The sequence below is a fragment of the Ruegeria sp. C5 genome (assembly GCF_056537605.1).
The window spans coordinates 1366869-1385790 of sequence record NZ_JBQFRX010000001.1 but is presented as its reverse complement, the minus strand read 5'-3'; the positions used below and the strand labels follow the sequence as shown (position 1 = coordinate 1385790).

Genomic DNA, 18922 nt, shown 5'->3' with positions numbered 1-18922 from the left:
TTATAACACCCGCCCAGCCACAGCATCCAGCTTGGCCAACAATTCCGGATCGCGCTTTTCAGGCGCGGTCAGGATGGCATACTCCAGCGCCCGGTCGCAGCCATGCGGGCAGGGCGCACGGTCGGTCCCCAGCATAGCGGGCAGACCTTTGACCAATGCCCGGCCTTTTTCCGCATTACCGGTCAGCGTGGCGATGATGGCGGCCACGTCGACTTCACCGTGATCAGGGTGCCAGCTGTCATAGTCGGTGACCATGGCAATTGAGGCATAACAAAGCTCGGCCTCGCGGGCGAGTTTCGCTTCGGGCATGTTGGTCATGCCGATCACGTCGCACCCCCATTGTTCGCGATATAATTTGGATTCCGCCAATGACGAGAATTGCGGTCCTTCCATCGCCAGATAGGTTCCACCTCGGTGGATGGTGATGCCAGCCGTCTTGCCAGCAGTCTCACAAGCGTCCGACAGGCGCGGGCAGGTCGGATGCGCAACACTGACATGGGCGACGCAGCCAGTCCCGAAAAAGCTCTTTTCACGGGCAAATGTTCGATCGATGAACTGATCCACGATCACGAAATCACCCGGCGCCATATGTTCGCGGAACGACCCGCAGGCCGAGACCGAGATCACATCCGTTACGCCAAGCCGTTTCAACGCGTCGATATTGGCGCGATAGGGCACCTCGGTCGGCGAGTGCACATGTCCGCGACCGTGACGCGGCAAGAAGGCCATTTCGACCCCATCCAGCGACCCGGTCAGGATCTGATCCGACGGATCGCCCCATGGCGTTTCTACTGTGACCCACTCGGCATTCTCTAGACCATCGATGTCATAAATGCCCGATCCTCCAATGACGGCGATTTTTGTTTGGGTCACGAGTGCTCTCCATTGAAAATTCCTGCTGTGTGAGTTCTGCGGGCCACAGCTTCATTTGACAAGTGGGTTCAACGGTTTGTGTGCGCTTGGGTCAAGCTATGCGCACGGCGCATATCAGGGTCCCGCCTGGCGCGGTATCTCAAGACCGGTTTGACCGCTAGAAGGCCCCTTTCGCGCGAACAAAACCGACCAACAGGACCGATCCATGCCCCGAGCCATGCTGGCAAGCTTTGCCAATCGTATAGCCAAACCCGATTTGCGCTGGGTCCCGGATGAGGGATTGACCTTTTCCCGCCTGCGGATCGAGTTGCTGTCCGGTCTCACCGTCGCCTTGGCGCTGGTCCCCGAAGCCGTGGCCTTTGCCTTTGTCGCCGGGGTGCACCCTCTGGTCGGGCTTTACGCAGCGTTTCTGATCGGTCTGATCACTGCTTTGATCGGCGGTCGCCCCGGCATGATCTCGGGCGCGACCGGGGCGCTTGCGGTTGTCATGGTCGCACTGGTCGCACAACACGGGGTCGAATACCTGTTCGCAACGGTGGTGCTGATGGGGATTATGCAGGTCATCGCAGGTGCGATGCATTGGGGCCGGTTCATCCGACTTGTGCCGCATCCGGTGATGCTGGGCTTTGTGAACGGCCTGGCGATTGTGATCTTTCTGGCGCAGCTGGGGCAATTCAAAGTGCCCGGAACCATGGAAAATACCGGCCACGGCATGGGCGGTGGCGAGTGGCTTTCGGGCGTTCAGCTCTACACAATGCTGGGTCTGGTCGCTCTGACCATGGCTGTGATCTGGATCATGCCCCGCATCACCCGCGTCATCCCAGCGCCTCTGGCCGGGATTTTTGTTGTCGCTGCTTTGGTCATTGGCATTGGGCTGGACGTCCCGCGTGTCGGTGATCTGGCTTCGATCGAAGGCGGCCTGCCCAGCTTCCATATACCTATGGTGCCGCTGAACTGGGAGACCTTTGAAATCATCCTGCCCTATGCCCTGATCCTTGCCGCAATTGGTCTGATTGAATCCCTGCTGACGCTAAACCTTGTGGGTGAGATCACCGGCAAGCGCGGTGGTGCCTCGCAGGAATGTATCGCGCAAGGCACAGCGAACGTAGTCACCGGTTTCTTTGGTGGTATGGGCGGTTGTGCGATGATCGGTCAGTCGATGATCAACGTGAAGTCAGGCGGGCGCACGCGTATCGCAGGTATCGCTGCAGCGCTGTTTCTGTTGCTCTTCATCCTGGTGGGTTCGCCTCTGATCGAGCAGATTCCACTGGCCGCACTTGTCGGTGTGATGTTCATGGTGGTGATCGGAACCTTCGCCTGGAATTCGCTGAAGATCATGCGCAAGGTGCCTTTGATGGATGCGTTCGTGATCGTACTGGTGACAGTCGTCACCGTGATGGAAGACCTTGCGGTGGCTGTTGTGGTCGGTGTTATTGTCTCTGCCCTGGCTTATGCATGGAATAACGCCAAACGCATCCACGCGGTTACGCGCGACTCGGAAACGGAAGAAGGGGCGAAGGTCTATGAAATTCAGGGCCCGCTGTTCTTTGGCTCGTCCGAGGGCTTCGTGGAGCTGTTCGACGTAACAAACGACCCCGAGACCGTCATCATCGACTTTGCAGCCAGCCGTGTCGTGGACCAATCCGCGCTGCAGGCTATCGAAAACATCGCCGCCAAATACGAAGCGGCTGGCAAACGCGTCATGCTGCGGCACCTGAGCCGTGACTGTCATACACTGCTGAACAAGGCCGGCCATCTGATGGTCGACAGCGATGATGACCCGGATTACGAACTGGCTGTGGATTATTCGGTCCGCACCGGTATTCTGGGCGGGCACTGAATACGCGAAAGGGCGGCCGGATTGGCCTCCTTATATCTCAGAAGCAATGCGCTCCAACGCATCGATATTGCCTGAAAGCAAGGCATCTTCGGCCCGAGTGATTGTTTCTGCGGGCCAATCCCACCATCGCAAGTCTTGCAGCCTTTCAATCACATCGCGATCAAAACGATAGCGCCGGACTTTTGCCGGATTTCCGGTAACGACTGCATAGGGTGGAACCTGACCCCGCACGACCGAGCCTGCGCCAACAATCGCGCCATTTCCGATCTGCGCTCCGGGTAAAATCAAAGCTCCGTAACCGATCCAGACATCGTGCCCGATAACGGTATCACGTGTATCAGGCTGGTAGCCTGACATGCGATCCGGATCGAAGATTGGAAATGGAAAGCAGGTCAAGCCATCGGTCGCGTGATTTGCGGAGGCAGTGATAAACCTTACTCCATGAGCGATTTGGCAGAACTTGCCCAGCATCAGCTTTTCTTCTGAAAAGGGAAACAGATACGGTGCAAGCCGCTGCGCCCAGTCCTTCGGTGCATCGAAATCCGAAGCATAAGTGTAAGCTCCTGCCTCAAAGCGGGGATGATCGATGACCTGAGACAGAAACACTGTTCCGTTGTGGCTAGAGCCGTCGGGCAGAACAATCGGATATCTGCGTGTAGGATCAGGCAGTGGCATTAGTCATCCGGGCGTGAAAGGCTGAACAATTCTGTCACCACAGAATAGTCCCGATAACCCAACCGCGCGAGCGGGTTGAATGAGGTCACGTCAAATTTGCCGTCACGGATGTGGTCATCGTGCAGGTGCACACCAGTGACCTCTCCGAACACCACCCGATTGGACTCACCCGGCAGAGTTACGATCTGGGTAAGTTTGCATTCCAGCGCTGCGGGCGCTCCCTCGACCCGAGAGCAATTGATGGTTTCGCATTCAACTGGTGTTAGCCCAGCATGAGTGAACTCGTCGACGTGCTTTTCCAAACCCTCTGAGCTGGCATTCATTGCGTCGCGATGCGCATGGGCCACCACGTTGACGCAGAATACCTTCGTGGCCTCGATATTGGCGATGCTGTCCTTGCCGCCATCCTGATCGTGTTTGGAGCCGGTTGAGGCGAACATCACCTGAGGCGGTGTATAAGCGACACCATTGAAGAAGGAATACGGGGCCAGGTTGTTGATCCCGTCAGCATCGCGCGTCGAAATCCAGCCGATCGGGCGTGGGGTTATGATGGCGTTGAAGGGGTTGTGCGGCAGGCCGTGGCCGTCTTCGGGGCGATAGAACATATGGACTCCAAGCGTTTGCCCAAGGCCTATCGAAGTGCTAGGGCGATTTCCAGCAAGGATAAGAGGGCGCGCGTGCAGCAATTCAAGATCAGGCCGGAAGAGCCGGAAGACTGGTGGGAGGTCGAAGCGCTCTATGACCTGTGCTTTGCTCCGGGGCGCGAGGCGTTGTCGTCTTATCGTCTGCGCGATGACGTGCCGCCTGTCGCTGGCCTGTCGCAGGTCGCGCGCGATGGGCAGGGCATTCTGGCTGGTGCAATCCGGTTTTGGCCCGTGCATGTGGGTGAACATGACGCGCTGCTGCTAGGTCCAGTGGCGGTCCACCCGACCCATCAAGGCGAAGGGTTAGGCGGATATCTGATCCATCAGGGGGTAGAGGCCGGGCGCGCCAAAGGGTGGGATCGCGTCATGCTTGTGGGCGATGCGCCCTATTATGCCCGGTTCGGGTTCACCCCGCTGACGGGTGTCGAAATGCCCCCGCCCACCAACCCTGATCGCATACTGGGTTTGGAACTGACCCCCGGAGTTTGGTCCGAAATTCAGGGGCTTGTTAGTCGCTGGACCCGTTGACCCATTGAAAACCCGCTGCAAAGTCCCGATGTTTTCAGGACAGGAGGGCACAGATGCAGGACGTGGTTCTTGTCGAAAAACTCGATCCTGAGGCCGAGCTTGATCGGCTTGCGCAGCTGTACGGTGCGGCAGGTGGCGCAGGAGTGAATCTGCTGAACAAGCTTGGTGGTTCGGCGGAATCCTTGTTGGATCAGTTACCTAAGCCGGTGCGAGAAGGTCTGACCGAAGCAACCGAACAGGCGCTTTGGCTTGCCATGCATGCGGCCGAAGGCTCTCGGCGTGCCGTGCCGGACCAGAAACCATGGGTCAACACAGCCTTGACTACTGCCATGGGCGCAGCCGGAGGTCTGGGTGGAGTGTCCACAGCACTTGTCGAGCTGCCCGCGACAACCGCCATGATGCTGCGCGCGATCCAAGGCGCAGCGATGCGGGAAGGATTTGATCCGACCGCCGAGAACGTGAAATTCGACTCGATCCGAGTGTTGTCAGCCGCAGGTCCTTTGGCCGAGGATGACGGGGCTGATCTGGGCTTTTTCTCAATGCGCATGACCCTGACCGGACCGACCATGCAACGCCTCATCGCGATGGTGGCGCCGCGCCTGTCCGTAGTGCTGGGCCAGAAGCTGGCGGCGCAGTCTGTACCGTTGCTTGGGGCGCTTGCTGGGGGCGGTACAAATTTTGTCTATACCCGCTACTACCAGCAGATCGCGCATGTGCATTTTGGGCTGCGTCGATTGGCGATTGATGCCGACATCCCTCATGACGAGCTGGTGCGGCGTTTGTCGGGGCGGATGGCTCTGAACAAGGGGGCTTTCCCGTAAAGCTTGGCAGACTCTGCCGGATATGATAAATATCACTTTATAAACCGCAACATAAGCGGAGCGAGCAGTGGATATGAACCGTGTTTGACGGGCGCAGTAATGGTGCGATTGCCGGGCTTTCGGCAGAAAACCTCTCCCTTTCCGGGGCGCTGCCTGTTTATTCTCAATCCGCTGCGCTTTGCTATCGAACCAATGACGGCCTGCCCGAGATTTTGTTGATCACAACGCGCAGGGCGCGGCGCTGGATCATCCCGAAGGGGTGGTTGATCAACGGGCTGACCCCGTCTGAAACAGCCGCCCGCGAGGCCTGGGAAGAGGCTGGTGTTTTGGGGCAGTGCGGAAGCGAAAGCCTTGGTCGGTTTGCCTATATCAAGAACCGGCCTGGCAAGTCATCGGCGCTGTGTCTGGTTGATGTGTTTCCGCTGCATGTGCAGCGATCCGAGGCGCATTTTCCCGAAGCGGGTGAGCGCAGGCGCAAATGGGTTTCGCCCAAAAAGGCGTCATCGAAAGTGGCGTCGCCTGATCTCGCCGCGCTTTTGGGTGGATTCGGGCTGCACCGGCAGTAGCGCGACAAGATCAAGACTTGATATTGCCATGTTGGTCGGTATCTATTCGCCAACCGGATTTTGGATGTGATATGATTCAATACGCATTGAAATGCAGCAATGACCACAGCTTTGACAGTTGGTTTCAATCCGCAGCCGCCTTTGACAAACTGTCAGCGGCCGGGTTGGTAACCTGCGCGGTATGCGGCTGCGACAAGGTGGAAAAGGCGGTGATGACACCGCGTGTCCGGCCTGCGCGCAAGGCGGTGACCGAGGTTGCACCAGCGCAGCCTTCTGCGGATGAGATCAGCATGGCAACACCTTCGCCCGAGATCGCTGAGGTCCTTAGCGAACTGCGTCGAAAGGTCGAGGAAAACTCGGACTATGTGGGCAAGGATTTCGCCAAAGAAGCCCGCAAAATCCATCTGGGGGATGCGCCCGAGCGCGCGATCTATGGTGAGGCCAAGCCCGAAGAGGCGCAATCGCTGATTGAAGACGGCGTGCCGGTCGCACCGTTGCCGTTTGTTCCTAGCCGCAAGACCAACTGACCCATGCACATCGTTGTTACGGGCGCGAACCGAGGGATCGGGAAAACCGTTGCGGATCAATACCGTGCAGAAGGTCATGAAGTGACCGGAACTGCCCGAGACGGTAGCGCAGATATCGTGCTGGATGTCTCGGACCCAGAACAGCACGCTGCAATGGCCGAGCAACTGCGAGGCCGCCAGATTGACCTGCTGATCTGCAATGCGGGCGTTTATCTGGACAAAGGACACGACATTAGTGGCTATCCCGCCGAGATGTGGGCGCAAAGCTTCGCCGCCAACGTGACAGGCGTGTTTCTTACCATCCAGTCCTTGTTGCCGAACCTGCGAACCGCGCGGGGCCGGATCGCCATCGTTTCGTCTCAGATGGCGTCACATACGCGCGCGCCGGGTGGCAGCTATATCTACCGTGCGTCAAAGGCGGCGGCGCTGAATTTGGGCCGCAACCTAGCGACTGACCTACAGGCGGATGGCATTGCGGTGGGAATCTACCATCCGGGCTGGGTGCAGACGGACATGGGCGGAGCTGCGGCAGAGATCACGGTCGATCAGGCGGCAAACGGCTTGATCGAGCGATTTGCGGCTCTCTCGCTCGATACTACCGGTTGTTTTGAAACCTGGGATGGTCGGGCGCACCCTTACTGAGAGTTCAGGGCCGCCTTGGGGATTTCGTAGACTTCACCGGGATCAATGAAGATCACCATGATATCACCGCGTTTCTCATAGGTCAGTTTCGATGTCGAACTGCTGGAATCCGGCACGCCTTTGGTGAAGTAAATCCGCCGGACCTCGCCAGTGTTCAACTGAACCGCCAACGTCGCCGTTCCATCTTCGCGCTTCCGCAATTCGGCCGGACAACTGGCCAGTGTATCACCTGCCAATGCAGCGCATGGAACGGTGCCTAATGAGTTCTCGCCATCCGTTCCCGATAAGGTTGCCACTTGGGCATTTGCGGCAGTCGAAACCAGGCTTAGGGCAAGGGCAAAGCGGAACATTGAAATCCTCGTGGAATAAGACTTTGACCGAACGCTTACACCACGCACGACCAAAGTAAAGCACTGCGGTGCAGACTTTGCCCACTTGCCCTTGCGCCCCCCCTCGCATAAGAGGCACGGGATCAGAAATTCAAGGCGCGGAGACACTAGCCCCCATGCCCGTACTCGTGATGAAATTCGGCGGCACATCGGTCGCCAATCTGGACCGGATCCGCCGTGCTGCCAAACGGGTTGGTGTCGAGGTAGCCAAAGGCTATGACGTCATCGTCATCGTTTCGGCGATGTCCGGCAAGACCAACGAGCTGGTGGGCTGGGTCGATGAAATCTCTCCGCTCTATGACGCGCGCGAATATGATGCCGTTGTCTCCTCTGGTGAAAACGTTACAGCTGGCCTGATGGCGCTGACCCTGCAGGAAATGGACATCCCGGCGCGCAGCTGGCAGGGTTGGCAGGTGCCGCTGATCACCAACGGTGCCCATTCAGCGGCCCGGATCGAAGAAATCCCGCCCGAGAATATCAACCAGAAATTCGGCGAAGGGATGCGCGTTGCGGTGGTCGCGGGCTTCCAGGGCATCAGCCCCGAAGGTCGCATCACCACGCTGGGTCGGGGCGGTTCGGACACCACTGCCGTGGCTTTTGCTGCCGCTTTCGAAGCCGAGCGCTGCGACATCTATACGGATGTGGACGGTGTCTATACGACCGACCCGCGCATCTGTGAAAAGGCGCGCAAGCTGGACAAAATCTCGTTCGAGGAAATGCTCGAACTGGCCTCGCTGGGGGCCAAAGTGCTTCAAACCCGCTCGGTCGAGCTGGCGATGCGCTACAAGGTGAAACTGCGCGTTCTCTCAAGCTTTGAGGAACAATCCGACGAGGCCGGTACACTGGTCTGCGACGAGGAGGATATCATGGAATCCAATGTTGTGGCCGGTGTGGCCTATTCCCGCGACGAAGCCAAGATGACCGTCGTTTCCGTGGCGGACCGTCCCGGCATCGCCTCGATCATCTTTACCGCGCTCAGCGACGAGGGCGTGAACGTGGACATGATCGTCCAGAATATCTCGGACGAAGGGCGCACCGACATGACCTTCTCCTGTCCGACCAATCAGGTCTCCCGCGCCGAAAAGGCATTGCTGGCGATCAAGGATCAGGGTGAGCTGAACTACGCCGAACTGGTTGCGGATGAGGATGTTTGCAAGGTCTCAGTTGTTGGGATCGGTATGCGCTCGCAATCCGGTGTTGCGGCCAAGATGTTCAAGATTCTCTCGGATGAGGGGATTAACATCAAGGTCATTACAACCTCCGAGATTAAAATTTCCGTCCTGATCGACAGGAAATACATGGAACTTGCGGTTCAGGCACTGCATGATGCCTTTGAACTGGACAAGGCGGCCTGAGCTTTCAGCCAAGTGTCCTGTCTGAAACCGTAACGTGGGTGGGCCATGGCGGAAGGCACGGAAACAGAATCTCGCAAGCTGCTGGGACGGCTGCGCGAAGAAATGGCGAGCGAAGCCGCCGGTCAGGAACGTCTTGACCGGATCACGCACCTGATCGCCGACAGTACCGGTCGCGAAGTTTGCTCGATCTACCTGTTTCGGGATGAGGATACGCTTGAACTGTGCGCCACCGAAGGTCTGTCCCCAGAAGCGGTGCACAAGACGCGGATGCGTATGGGCGAAGGGCTGGTCGGTCGCGTCGCCAAATCTGGCAAGGTGGTGAATACGGCGGACGCGCCCTCGGCCAAGGGCTTTCGGTACATGCCGGAAACTGGCGAGGAACGGTATTCGTCCTTTCTTGGTGTGCCGGTACAGCGTCTGGGTCAGAAACTGGGCGTGCTGGTGGTTCAGTCCCGGGACGCGCGCGAGTTTTCGGCGGATGAGGTTTATGCGCTGGAAGTTGTCGCGATGGTTCTGGCCGAAATGGCCGAACTGGGCGCGTTCGTCGGCGAAGGCGCGGCCTTGTCACCGCTGCACCAGCAATCGGTGCAACTTACCGGTGGCCCGGCGCAGGAGGGATCTGCTGAAGGCCATGTCTGGCTGCATGAACCTCGTGTTGTTGTCACCAATCCCATTGCCGAAGACCCGCATCGTGAGCGTGAGCGGCTGACCGAGGCCGTTGAAGAGCTACGCGTCGGCGTCGACAAGATGCTTGAGATTTCTCAGGGCGGCGACAAAGAGCAGTTGCAGGTTCTGGAAGCCTACCGGATGTTCGCCAACTCCAAGGGTTGGATGCGCCGGATGGAGGAGGACATCGCTCTTGGTCTCAGCGCAGAGGCGGCGGTCGAGAAAGAACAATCTCAGGCGCGGGCTCGCATGGGGCAGGTCACCGATCCGTATTTACGTGAACGGTTGGCCGATCTGGACGACCTCAGCAATCGGTTGCTGCGAATTTTGACTGGACAGGGTAACGGAAATGGGGCTGACCTGCCGCCCGATCCGATCCTAATTGCGCGAAATATCGGCCCCGGTGATCTGCTGGAATATGGCCGTTCTCTCAAAGGGATCGTATTGGAAGAAGGCTCGGTCGGAAGCCATGCCACTATCGTGGCGCGCGCGTTGGCGATCCCACTGGTGGTGCATGTAGGTCGCATCACCACCGAAGCCCTGAACGGCGATCACATTCTGGTTGATGGCGATAGCGGTGTCGTTCATCTGCGCCCCGAAGACACCGTTGTTAGTGCATTCCGTGACAAGATCGCGATGGAGGCCAAAGCGCAGGAGCGCTACGCCTCGATCCGTGAAACGCCCACCGTTACTCAGGATGGTGCGCGAATCAACATGGTGATGAACGCGGGCCTGATGGCCGATTTGCCCTCGCTTAGTACCTCTGGCGCCGAAGGAGTGGGCCTGTTCCGCACCGAACTGCAGTTTCTGATCCGCAATCAGATGCCCAAGCGATCCGAGCTGGTGACGCAATACAAACGTGTCCTGGATGCTGCGGGAGAAAAGCGCGTGGTGTTCCGCACGCTCGATATCGGGTCAGATAAGGTTCTGCCTTATATGAAACATGTGGAAGAGCCGAACCCGGCGCTGGGCTGGCGGGCGATCCGGGTGGGTCTGGACAAGCGCGGCGTGATGCGGATGCAGTTGCAGGCGCTGATCCGGGCCGCCGATGGCCGCCCCCTGACGATCATGTTCCCGTTTGTCGCGCAGGCTGACGAATTCCGTGAGGCGCGCTGGGAGGTCAAGAAAACGATCGAGCGTGAACGGCGCCTGGGCCATGTTCTGCCTGAATCGCTCGAAGTGGGGGCGATGCTGGAAACGCCTTCACTTGCCTTTGCGCCGCAGAAGTTCTTTGACGAAGTCGGCTTTATCTCGATCGGTGGGAACGACCTGAAACAGTTTTTCTTCGCCGCCGACCGCGAAAATGAACTGGTTCGCCGTCGCTACGATACGCTGAATGTCAGCTTTCTGAGTTTCATTGAACGTATCGTTGAGAGATGCTCGATCTCGGACACACCGCTCAGCTTCTGTGGCGAAGATGCCGGTCGCCCGGTCGAGGCGCTGTGTCTCGCGGCCATGGGCATCCGTACCCTTTCGATGCGCCCGGCCTCAATCGGGCCGGTCAAAAGCCTGTTGTTGCGGTCGAACCTTCAGGATGTGCGTAAAATTATCGCCGATGCCCGCCATCGCGGGGAACAATCCGTGCGTCCGGCGGTGATGGACTGGCTGCGGACGCAGTCCTGACTGATCTTCCGCGATGCCAGCTGCAAATCCGCGCTTGATTTTTGCGCTCAGGTTTTCTATTCAGCCGGTGAATGTTAGCGATAACATAGCTAATGGCGCACATGCGTTTTAATCCCGGGCTGAAACCTCGCTTATGCTGGCGGGGAATTCGAAAGGAGCCTTGCAATGGTCTCACGCGTAATTCCGGTAGATCCGTTCGACCTTGTGTTGTTCGGCGCGACGGGCGATTTGGCGCAGCGTAAAATCCTGCCGGGCCTCTATCATCGCTTCGAAGTCGGCCAGATGCCTGAGAATGCGCGCATCATTGGAACCGCCCGATCCGACATGGACAGCGACGGGTTCCGTGAACAGCTGCGTGCGTCGATGCAAGAGTTTGCGCCGGGTTTTAAAAAGGATACGCTTGATCGCTTTCTGTCCCGCGTCGAGTATGTTCCGGTAGATGCGCTTGGCGATGCGGGTTGGTCTGACCTTGCGAAAACGCTGCGACCGGATGTGGTACGCGCTTTCTATCTGTCAGTAGGCCCAAGCCTTTTCTCGGGCATCGCCCAACGTCTGAACGAGCACGGCCTGTCCACACCTGACAGTCGTATCGTGGTCGAGAAACCCTTTGGTCACGATCTGGCATCAGCCAAAGCGTTGAACGAAGGGCTGCGGGCCTGTTTTGAAGAACATCAGATTTACCGGATCGATCATTATCTGGGCAAGGAAACCGTGCAGAACCTGATGGCGCTGCGCTTTGCCAATTCGCTTTTCGAACCGCTCTGGAACGCCACTCATGTTGATAACGTCCAGATCACCGTGGCCGAAACCGTGGGCGTCGAAGGGCGCGGTGCTTATTATGATCAGTCCGGCGCGATGCGGGACATGATCCAGAACCATCTGGTTCAATTGCTGTGCCTGACAGCGATGGAACCGCCTTCGAAATTCTCACCCAACGCGGTGCGCGATGAGAAAGTCAAAGTGATCGAAGCGCTGGAGCCGGTGGAACCCAAGGATATCGCTCGTGGTCAGTACCGCACCGAAAAAGGGGGCGATGGCTATCTGGATCACGTCGGCAACCCCGCCAGCCGTACCGAAAGCTTCATTGCGCTGAAGGCGCATATCGGCAACTGGCGCTGGGCCGGTGTCCCGTTTTATCTGCGGACCGGCAAGCGCCTGCGCGCACGTGAATCCGAGATTGCAGTGTTCTTCCGCGACCCGCCGCATACGATTTTTCCGAATGTCGGACCATTGCATGGCAACGTGCTGGTGATCCGCCTGCAACCGGATGAAGGCATCACGCTCCGCACCACCATCAAGGAACCGGGGCAGGGCGGGTTCCGCCTGTCCGACGTTGCACTCGATATGAGTTTCGCTGATGCGCTGGGCGATGACGGCCAATCCCCGGATGCCTATGAACGCTTGATCATGGATGTCATCCGCGGCGACCAGACTTTGTTCATGCGCGGGGATGAAGCCGAGGCCGCATGGGCCTGGGTCGATCCCATCATTCACGGCTGGGAAGAGCGTGGAGATAAGCCCGCGAAATACGATCAGGGCAGTTCGGGGCCTGAAGAAGCATTGATGCTGATGCATCGCGATGGACGCCGCTGGCGTCAGATCGGAGGGTAATCATGGTCAACACAGTTATATCCGACGTCACCAAACGCATCATCGACCGCAGCGCCGATCTGCGTGGCCCGCATCTTGAACGAATGGAGCAGGCCAAATCCAAGGGCCCTGCGCGTGCGCACCTGTCCTGCAGCGGGCAGGCCCACGCCTATGCCGGGGCGGGCGAAGATCAGGACTCTATGGCCACCGGCACGGCTGGCAATCTGGGGATCGTTACCGCCTATAACGATATGCTCTCGGCCCATCAGCCTTTCGAACGCTACCCGGCCCTGATCCGCGATGCGATCCGCGCAGCAGGCGGCACAGCGCAGGTTGCAGGCGGCGTGCCAGCCATGTGCGACGGCGTCACGCAAGGCGAGGCGGGGATGGAACTCTCGCTGTTCTCGCGCGATGTGATCGCGCTGGCGACCGGAGTGGCGCTAAGCCACAACACTTATGACGCCGCCGTTTTCCTGGGCGTCTGTGACAAGATCGTGCCCGGCCTGATCATCGGCGCGCAAGCCTTTGGGCATCTTCCTGCCGTCTTCCTGCCTGCAGGTCCGATGACCAGTGGCCTGCCGAATGACGAAAAGGCCAAGGTCCGCCAGAAATTCGCCGCCGGAGAGGTGGGCCGCGAAGAGCTGATGAAGGCCGAAATGGCCGCATATCACGGCCCCGGCACCTGCACCTTCTACGGAACTGCCAACACCAACCAGATGCTGATGGAATTCATGGGCCTGCACCTGCCAGGGTCCAGCTTCATCAACCCCAACACCCCCCTGCGCGATGCCCTGACCGAGGAAGGCGCGCGCCGCGCCCTGTCTCTCAGCGCGCTGGGCAATCACTACACACCGGTCTGCCAGATCCTTGATGAGCGCGCTTTCGTCAATGGCATCGTCGGCCTGATGGCCACCGGTGGCTCCACCAACCTACTTATCCACCTGATCGCCATGGCGCGTGCCGGTGGTATCGTGCTGGACTGGGAGGATTTTTCCGACATCTCCGCTGTCGTGCCTTTGGTCGCGCGCGTCTATCCCAACGGTCTGGCAGACGTGAACCACTTCCACGCTGCGGGTGGCCTGGGCTTTGCCATTGGCACGCTGCTGGAAGATGGCTTGCTGCACCCCGATACGCTGACTGTCGCGGGGCAGGGCCTGCACAACTACACCAAAGAACCCAAGCTGAAAGACGGCGAGTTGGTCTGGGAAGAGGGCGCGGGCCACAGTCTGAACGAAAAGATCGTCCGCCCGGCCAAAAATCCGTTCCAACCCACGGGCGGGCTCTCTCGCTTGACAGGCAATCTGGGCACAGGGGTCATGAAGGTGTCGGCTGTAGCACCTGAACACCAAGTGGTCGAAGCGCCCGTGCGTGTATTCCACGACCAGAACGCCGTTAAAGCCGCTTTCAAAGCCGGAGAATTCACCGATGACGTCATCGTTGTTGTTCGCTTCCAAGGGCCAAAAGCCAACGGTATGCCTGAACTTCATTCGCTGACGCCGATCCTGTCGATCCTGCAGGGCAGGGGGCAGAAGGTGGCTCTGGTCACCGATGGCCGTATGTCGGGCGCATCCGGCAAAGTGCCCGCCGCCATCCATGTCTGCCCCGAGGCGCTGGATGGTGGACCGATCGCCTATCTGCAAGACGGCGACCAGTTGCGCGTTGATGCGGTCAAGGGCGAGTTGGAAATCCTGACCCCTGGTGTTCTCGACCGCAATCCGGCCACCGCCGACCTTACGGCAAACCAATACGGCGTTGGCCGTGACCTCTTCGGCGCCTTCCGTCAGAATGTCGGCTCAGCCGACGCCGGCGCCAGCATTTTCGGAGTGTAACCCAATGTCCAAAACCCAACGCACCCGCGAGATCTGCGCGCTGGCCCCGATTGTTCCAGTCCTGGTCGTCGACGACGTGGCCCATGCGCGCCCGTTGGCCGAAGCTTTGGTCGCCGGTGGCCTCCCGGCGCTTGAAGTCACCTTGCGCACTCCCGCCGCGCTCGACGCGATCCGCGCCATGGCCGACGTCCCCGGCGGTGTTGTTGGGGCGGGTACACTGGTCACACCCGAAGATGTCCGCGCTGTCAAAGAGGCTGGCGCTCAGTTCGGCGTCTCGCCCGGTGCAACCGATGCCCTGATCGCCGCCTGCGAAGCCGAAGGTCTGCCCCTTCTCCCCGGTGCGGCTACTGCAAGCGAAGCCATGGCTCTGCTGGAAAAGGGCTATGACATGCTGAAATTCTTCCCCGCCGAGGCCTCAGGAGGGGCTCCCGCCCTAAAAGCGATCGGCGCACCGCTACCGCAGATCACCTTCTGCCCAACTGGTGGCGTATCGCCGTCAAATGCCCTCGATTACCTGTCACTGTCGAATGTTGTCTGCGCCGGCGGCAGCTGGGTCGCGCCGAAGCAGATGGTTCAAAACGGTGATTGGTCCGGGATCGAAACACTTGCCCGCGAGGCCGCCAGTCTGCTGGATTGACGCCGCAGGGCAAGACGCTAGGGTAGGCCTCAATTCAAACAGGTTGCCCTCATGACAAACCAAACCTCCCTCGCGCATGGGCGCGAGTATCTGGCCATCCCCGGCCCTTCGGTCATGCCCGATACGGTGCTGCAAGCGATGCACCGTCCGTCGCCCAATATCTATGACGGTGAATTGATCGAGATGATGCCCGCGCTCACCCGAGATCTGAAACGCGTTGCCGGAACTCAGCACAACGTCGCCATCTATATCGCTAATGGTCACGGTACATGGGAGGCTGCGCTTTCCAACGTCATTGCACCCGGTGAAACCGTGCTTGCCCCGGCCTCTGGCCGATTCACCCACGGTTGGGCCGAGATGGCCGAAGGAATCGGCGCCAAGGTTGACCTGATCGATTTCGGAATGTCCTCGCCCTGGGATCTTGACCGCATCGCCGAGGCCCTGCGTAACGATACCAGCCACAAGATCAAAGCGGTCCTTGCGGTCCACGTCGATACCTCCACTTCGATCCGCAACGATATCCCGGCCCTGCGCGCCTTGCTCGACGACCTCGGCCACCCTGCTTTGCTGATGGCCGATTGTATCGCATCCATGGGCTGCGACCGGTTTGAGATGGACGCCTGGGGCGTCGACGTCACTGTCACGGCTTGCCAAAAGGGGCTTATGACCCCGGCGGGCACCGGCTTTGTCTTCTTCAACGACAAGGCGCAAGCCAAGCGCGCCACAATGCCCCGCGTCTCGCATTATTGGGACTGGCAACCACGCGCCAATCCAGATCTGTTCTATCAGTATTTTAACGGCACCGCGCCAACCCACCACCTGTATGGCCTGCGCGCCGCGCTCGACCTGATCCATGGCGAAGGGATCGAACAGGTCTGGGCCCGCCACGAACACCTGGCAACGGCCATCTGGGCCGCCTGTGAAATCTGGGCGCAAGGTGGCGCGCTGCATTTCAACGTCGCCGACCCGGCCCATCGCAGCCACGCGGTCACTGCCCTCCGCCTGACCGAGGGGCGCGGCACGCCGCTGCGCAGCTATACCGAAACCCAACTGGGTCTGACGCTGGGCATCGGTCTGGGAATGGAGGATTGGGACGGCTGCTTCCGCCTTGGCCACATGGGGCACGTAAACGCTCAAATGGTCATGGCCATGCTGGGTGGCGTCGAAACCGCTATGGCTGCGCTCGATATCCCCCGTGGTCAGGGTGCGCTCGAAGCCGCCGCCGCGACGCTGGCCGGATAAGCCCGATCCGCCTCTTCATCTGGCCCGAAATACCTTCGGGGGAAATCGCGCATGTGCGCGATAGGGGGCAGACAGCCCCCTTTACGAGGCTCGGGCTTTTGCCAAGGCCGTGGGCAGAGCAGCTTCAAACGCCGCCATTTCCGCCTCACCTCCGCAGCTGACCCGAATGCACCGGTTCTGGGGCGCGGCAAATGGCATCCGCACGAACACGCCTTGTTCAACGAGCGTGTCCAACAAGGCCTTGGCAAACACCCCATCGCGCCCACAATCAATCGCGACAAAGTTTGTCGCAGACGGCAAAGGCACCAGACCATTCGACCGTGAAATCTCTTCGATGCGGTTCCGGGACCCGGCAATCCTTTGCTGCACATGCGTCAGCCAATCTTCATCTTTTAGCGCGGCCAACGCCCCTGCCTGCGCGGCTCGGTTCATGCCGAAATGGTTGCGCACTTTGTTGAAGCTCGCAATCAACTCGGGCGAGCCGATAGCGTAGCCTACCCGCGCCCCGGCCATGCCATAAACCTTGGAAAACGTTCGCATCCGGATCACACGTGAATCATCAGCAGCGACAGGTGCAGCGGTCCCTTCGGGCGCGCATTCGACATATGCCTCGTCAAGAACCACTAAACAGCCCTCTGGCAAAGCCTCCAGAGCGGACACGATATCCTCACCTGAATGCCATGTTCCCATCGGGTTGTCCGGGTTGGCCAGATAGACCAACTTGGCGTCTACCTCCGCCGCTTTGGCGAACAGCGCCGTCGGGTCCTCGTGATCGTCGTGGTAGGGGACCTTGTGCAATACCCCACCAAACCCGGCCACGTGGTAATTGAAAGTCGGATAAGCTCCATCCGAAGTCACAACTGCATCGCCGTGACCAACCAGCAGGCGCACCAGATAGCCCAGCAACCCGTCAATGCCTTCGCCAACCACGATGTTTTCAGGCGCAACCCCATGATGTACCGCCAGCGCATGGCGTAGTTCGTAATTCTCGGGATCGCCATACATCCATATCTCGCCTGCGGCCCGTTGCATTGCATCGATGGCGCGCGGGGACGGGCCAAACACGCTTTCATTCGCACCGATCCGGGCCACGAAGGGCGCGCCACGTTGGCGCTCCTGCGTTTCGGGGCCGACAAAAGGCACGGTCGCGGGCAGCGTGAGGGCAAGCGGGGTATAACGAGGACCAGTCATGGCCGCAGATAAGCGCAACCGATCAGGCGGGGCAAGCCTTGCCAGAAGTTCAAAGGAGGCTTCGGATGCGCGGTTTGCCCTGACGTCGCTGTGGCGCTGCTGGCGTCTTGCTGGCATGTTTATACAGCAAATCACGCCCCGGAGGTCCCATGTCCCGCGTATCAGTCGAATACAAAGACCACATCGCCCATGTCACGCTGACTCGCGGCGACAAGATGAACGCGCTGGACGATGCGATGATCAAGGCGATCCTTTCGGCCGGCCAAGAAGTCGCCGCAGCCGATATCCGCGCCGTGGTGCTATCGGGAGAGGGCAAGAGCTTTTGCGCAGGGCTCGATATGGCCAGCTTTGCCAGCATGGCACACACAGACCCAACCGAATGGCTGATGACCCGCAGCCACGAAGATGCCAACGAAATGCAGGAACTTGCCTTGATCTGGCGGCGCGTCCCGGTGCCGGTGATCTGCGCTATTCAAGGCGTCGCCTATGGCGGTGGGCTACAGATCGCGCTGGGTGCCGACATCCGCATCGCGCATCCCGAAGCCAAGCTGGCAGTGATGGAGATGAAATGGGGCATTATCCCCGACATGGGCGGCATGGTTCTGCTGCCAGAGCTCGTGCGCTCGGACGTGCTGCGCCTGCTGACCTATACCGCCCGCCCTATCGGTGCGCCACAGGCGGCAGATTGGGGGCTTGTTACCAAACTGTCGGATGATCCCCTGACCGAAGCGCTGGCGCTGGCCGAGGACATCGCGGGTAAAAGCCCGTCCGCCATCCGCGCCGCCAAACGGTTGATTGATGTGGCCGAAACCCGTGACCGTGCTGATGTGCTGTTGGCCGAATCTACCGAACAGGTCGACCTGATCGGTAAGTCGGATCAAATGGAAGTTGTCATGGCACAGATGCAGGGCCGAAAGCCCGAGTTCAAATGATCACCGCATGAATGCGCGCCGTGCATCACGGGCCATGTTGTATCGCATCTCAAGATCAGCAATCTTTGCCATTGCGGCCCTGCGGTCCTGATTGTCAGTCAGCGCTGCAAACTCCTTGCGGGCGGCGTCGAGCTGTTTCTTGATGTCGAACTCCTCGGGCAGAACTCCGGCCTGCGCCATGATCCGATGACCCGCAGCAATGGCGGGATCGCCTTGTGCCTCGCCCGAGCGGTCGGGTAACGGGGCACCTTCGCCTTCAAGACCCTGCAGTTGGCCTTCGGCCTGCGCCTTTTTGATCTGGCGTTCAATCAGTTTTCCAAGCGATCCGAACATGCGCTCATTTTACCGCCTG

At 59.4% G+C, this 18922-nt stretch carries 19 protein-coding genes; 13 read left to right on the top strand and 6 right to left on the bottom strand.

The genetic code is table 11. The annotated features are described in order from the left end of the window. On the bottom strand, positions 1-873 hold the full coding sequence (locus tag ACR0AW_RS07040) for an S-methyl-5'-thioadenosine phosphorylase (protein ID WP_170511367.1): 873 nt from the start codon (positions 871-873) through the stop codon (positions 1-3). A gap of 205 nt (positions 874-1078) precedes the next feature. Here ACR0AW_RS07040 and ACR0AW_RS07035 point away from each other — a divergent pair, with 205 nt between their 5' ends. After that, on the top strand, positions 1079-2713 hold the full coding sequence (locus ACR0AW_RS07035) for a SulP family inorganic anion transporter (protein ID WP_170733252.1): 1635 nt from the start codon (positions 1079-1081) through the stop codon (positions 2711-2713). A 30-nt stretch (positions 2714-2743) separates the two neighbouring features. On the opposite strand, the gene ACR0AW_RS07030 is transcribed toward ACR0AW_RS07035, so the two are convergent. Next, positions 2744-3388, bottom strand: a complete 645-nt coding sequence (locus ACR0AW_RS07030; protein ID WP_170733251.1) for a CatB-related O-acetyltransferase — start codon at positions 3386-3388, stop codon at positions 2744-2746. After that, a complete protein-coding gene (locus tag ACR0AW_RS07025; protein ID WP_170511439.1) occupies positions 3388-3993 on the bottom strand; it encodes a flavin reductase family protein in 606 nt (201 codons plus the stop codon). Before ACR0AW_RS07025 ends, ACR0AW_RS07030 begins: the two co-directional genes overlap by 1 nt. Positions 3994-4065: 72 nt before the next feature. Between ACR0AW_RS07025 and ACR0AW_RS07020 the strand changes: the two genes are divergently transcribed. From ACR0AW_RS07020 to ACR0AW_RS07000, 5 genes are all read left to right on the top strand, one after another. After that, positions 4066-4560 carry a GNAT family N-acetyltransferase gene (locus tag ACR0AW_RS07020; RefSeq protein ID WP_170397287.1) on the top strand — a complete coding sequence of 165 codons (495 nt, stop codon included), beginning with the start codon at positions 4066-4068 and terminating at the stop codon, positions 4558-4560. A gap of 53 nt (positions 4561-4613) precedes the next feature. Further along, complete coding sequence (locus ACR0AW_RS07015) at positions 4614-5381, top strand: EcsC family protein (RefSeq protein ID WP_170404266.1); 768 nt, start codon at positions 4614-4616, stop codon at positions 5379-5381. 80 nt (positions 5382-5461) lie between these two features. After that, the gene (locus ACR0AW_RS07010; protein ID WP_170733249.1) at positions 5462-5947 is read left to right on the top strand and encodes an NUDIX hydrolase; all 486 of its coding nucleotides are present in this window, start codon (positions 5462-5464) and stop codon (positions 5945-5947) included. A 71-nt stretch (positions 5948-6018) separates the two neighbouring features. Further along, a complete protein-coding gene (locus ACR0AW_RS07005; protein ID WP_170397281.1) occupies positions 6019-6474 on the top strand; it encodes a DUF1178 family protein in 456 nt (151 codons plus the stop codon). A gap of 3 nt (positions 6475-6477) precedes the next feature. After that, positions 6478-7116, top strand: coding sequence for an SDR family NAD(P)-dependent oxidoreductase (locus ACR0AW_RS07000; RefSeq protein WP_170397279.1), 639 nt, complete (start codon positions 6478-6480; stop codon positions 7114-7116). Here ACR0AW_RS07000 and ACR0AW_RS06995 read toward each other — a convergent pair. Then, positions 7110-7466 carry a hypothetical protein gene (locus tag ACR0AW_RS06995; RefSeq protein ID WP_170733248.1) on the bottom strand — a complete coding sequence of 119 codons (357 nt, stop codon included), beginning with the start codon at positions 7464-7466 and terminating at the stop codon, positions 7110-7112. The genes ACR0AW_RS07000 and ACR0AW_RS06995 overlap by 7 nt on opposite strands. Positions 7467-7621: 155 nt before the next feature. On the opposite strand from ACR0AW_RS06995, the gene ACR0AW_RS06990 reads away from it, so the two are divergent. The 6 genes from ACR0AW_RS06990 (at position 7622) to ACR0AW_RS06965 (ending at position 16447) form a co-directional block, all read left to right on the top strand. Then, positions 7622-8860, top strand: coding sequence for an aspartate kinase (locus ACR0AW_RS06990; protein WP_170397275.1), 1239 nt, complete (start codon positions 7622-7624; stop codon positions 8858-8860). A 45-nt stretch (positions 8861-8905) separates the two neighbouring features. Beyond that, positions 8906-11149 carry a phosphoenolpyruvate--protein phosphotransferase gene (gene ptsP, locus ACR0AW_RS06985; RefSeq protein ID WP_170511353.1) on the top strand — a complete coding sequence of 748 codons (2244 nt, stop codon included), beginning with the start codon at positions 8906-8908 and terminating at the stop codon, positions 11147-11149. A 165-nt stretch (positions 11150-11314) separates the two neighbouring features. Further along, complete coding sequence (gene zwf, locus ACR0AW_RS06980) at positions 11315-12760, top strand: glucose-6-phosphate dehydrogenase (RefSeq protein ID WP_170466131.1); 1446 nt, start codon at positions 11315-11317, stop codon at positions 12758-12760. A 2-nt stretch (positions 12761-12762) separates the two neighbouring features. Further along, positions 12763-14568: a phosphogluconate dehydratase gene (gene edd / locus ACR0AW_RS06975; RefSeq protein ID WP_480438811.1), complete on the top strand. Its 1806-nt coding sequence runs from the start codon at positions 12763-12765 to the stop codon at positions 14566-14568. Positions 14569-14572: 4 nt separating this feature from the next. Continuing rightward, positions 14573-15205: a bifunctional 4-hydroxy-2-oxoglutarate aldolase/2-dehydro-3-deoxy-phosphogluconate aldolase gene (locus ACR0AW_RS06970; protein ID WP_170733247.1), complete on the top strand. Its 633-nt coding sequence runs from the start codon at positions 14573-14575 to the stop codon at positions 15203-15205. Between the two features lie 51 nt (positions 15206-15256). Next, positions 15257-16447: an aminotransferase class V-fold PLP-dependent enzyme gene (locus ACR0AW_RS06965; protein WP_170733246.1), complete on the top strand. Its 1191-nt coding sequence runs from the start codon at positions 15257-15259 to the stop codon at positions 16445-16447. A gap of 81 nt (positions 16448-16528) precedes the next feature. Here the strand turns inward: ACR0AW_RS06965 and ACR0AW_RS06960 are convergent, their stop codons facing one another. Next, a complete protein-coding gene (locus ACR0AW_RS06960) occupies positions 16529-17638 on the bottom strand; it encodes a pyridoxal phosphate-dependent aminotransferase (RefSeq protein ID WP_170733245.1) in 1110 nt (369 codons plus the stop codon). 149 nt (positions 17639-17787) lie between these two features. Between ACR0AW_RS06960 and ACR0AW_RS06955 the strand changes: the two genes are divergently transcribed. Next, positions 17788-18570 (top strand): crotonase/enoyl-CoA hydratase family protein, encoded by a 783-nt coding sequence (locus ACR0AW_RS06955; protein WP_170733244.1) that lies wholly within the window; start codon positions 17788-17790, stop codon positions 18568-18570. Here ACR0AW_RS06955 and ACR0AW_RS06950 read toward each other — a convergent pair whose 3' ends face one another. Then, complete coding sequence (locus ACR0AW_RS06950; RefSeq protein WP_170511344.1) at positions 18571-18903, bottom strand: DnaJ family domain-containing protein; 333 nt, start codon at positions 18901-18903, stop codon at positions 18571-18573. It lies immediately after the preceding gene. Between the last annotated feature and the right edge of the window lie 19 nt (positions 18904-18922).

Excerpts from the sequence above, each read along its gene's own strand:
- ACR0AW_RS07035 (WP_170733252.1), top strand. The coding sequence starts at position 1,079 with ATGCCCCGAGCCATGCTGGCAAGCTTTGCCAATCGTATAGCCAAACCC.
- ACR0AW_RS07030 (WP_170733251.1), bottom strand. The coding sequence starts at position 3,388 with ATGCCACTGCCTGATCCTACACGCAGATATCCGATTGTTCTGCCCGAC.
- ACR0AW_RS07025 (WP_170511439.1), bottom strand. The coding sequence starts at position 3,993 with ATGTTCTATCGCCCCGAAGACGGCCACGGCCTGCCGCACAACCCCTTC.
- ACR0AW_RS07015 (WP_170404266.1), top strand. The coding sequence starts at position 4,614 with ATGCAGGACGTGGTTCTTGTCGAAAAACTCGATCCTGAGGCCGAGCTT.
- ACR0AW_RS07005 (WP_170397281.1), top strand. The coding sequence starts at position 6,019 with ATGATTCAATACGCATTGAAATGCAGCAATGACCACAGCTTTGACAGT.
- ACR0AW_RS07000 (WP_170397279.1), top strand. The coding sequence starts at position 6,478 with ATGCACATCGTTGTTACGGGCGCGAACCGAGGGATCGGGAAAACCGTT.
- ACR0AW_RS06995 (WP_170733248.1), bottom strand. The coding sequence starts at position 7,466 with ATGTTCCGCTTTGCCCTTGCCCTAAGCCTGGTTTCGACTGCCGCAAAT.
- ACR0AW_RS06990 (WP_170397275.1), top strand. The coding sequence starts at position 7,622 with ATGCCCGTACTCGTGATGAAATTCGGCGGCACATCGGTCGCCAATCTG.
- ptsP (WP_170511353.1), top strand. The coding sequence starts at position 8,906 with ATGGCGGAAGGCACGGAAACAGAATCTCGCAAGCTGCTGGGACGGCTG.
- zwf (WP_170466131.1), top strand. The coding sequence starts at position 11,315 with ATGGTCTCACGCGTAATTCCGGTAGATCCGTTCGACCTTGTGTTGTTC.
- edd (WP_480438811.1), top strand. The coding sequence starts at position 12,763 with ATGGTCAACACAGTTATATCCGACGTCACCAAACGCATCATCGACCGC.
- ACR0AW_RS06970 (WP_170733247.1), top strand. The coding sequence starts at position 14,573 with ATGTCCAAAACCCAACGCACCCGCGAGATCTGCGCGCTGGCCCCGATT.
- ACR0AW_RS06965 (WP_170733246.1), top strand. The coding sequence starts at position 15,257 with ATGACAAACCAAACCTCCCTCGCGCATGGGCGCGAGTATCTGGCCATC.
- ACR0AW_RS06960 (WP_170733245.1), bottom strand. The coding sequence starts at position 17,638 with ATGACTGGTCCTCGTTATACCCCGCTTGCCCTCACGCTGCCCGCGACC.
- ACR0AW_RS06955 (WP_170733244.1), top strand. The coding sequence starts at position 17,788 with ATGTCCCGCGTATCAGTCGAATACAAAGACCACATCGCCCATGTCACG.
- ACR0AW_RS06950 (WP_170511344.1), bottom strand. The coding sequence starts at position 18,903 with ATGTTCGGATCGCTTGGAAAACTGATTGAACGCCAGATCAAAAAGGCG.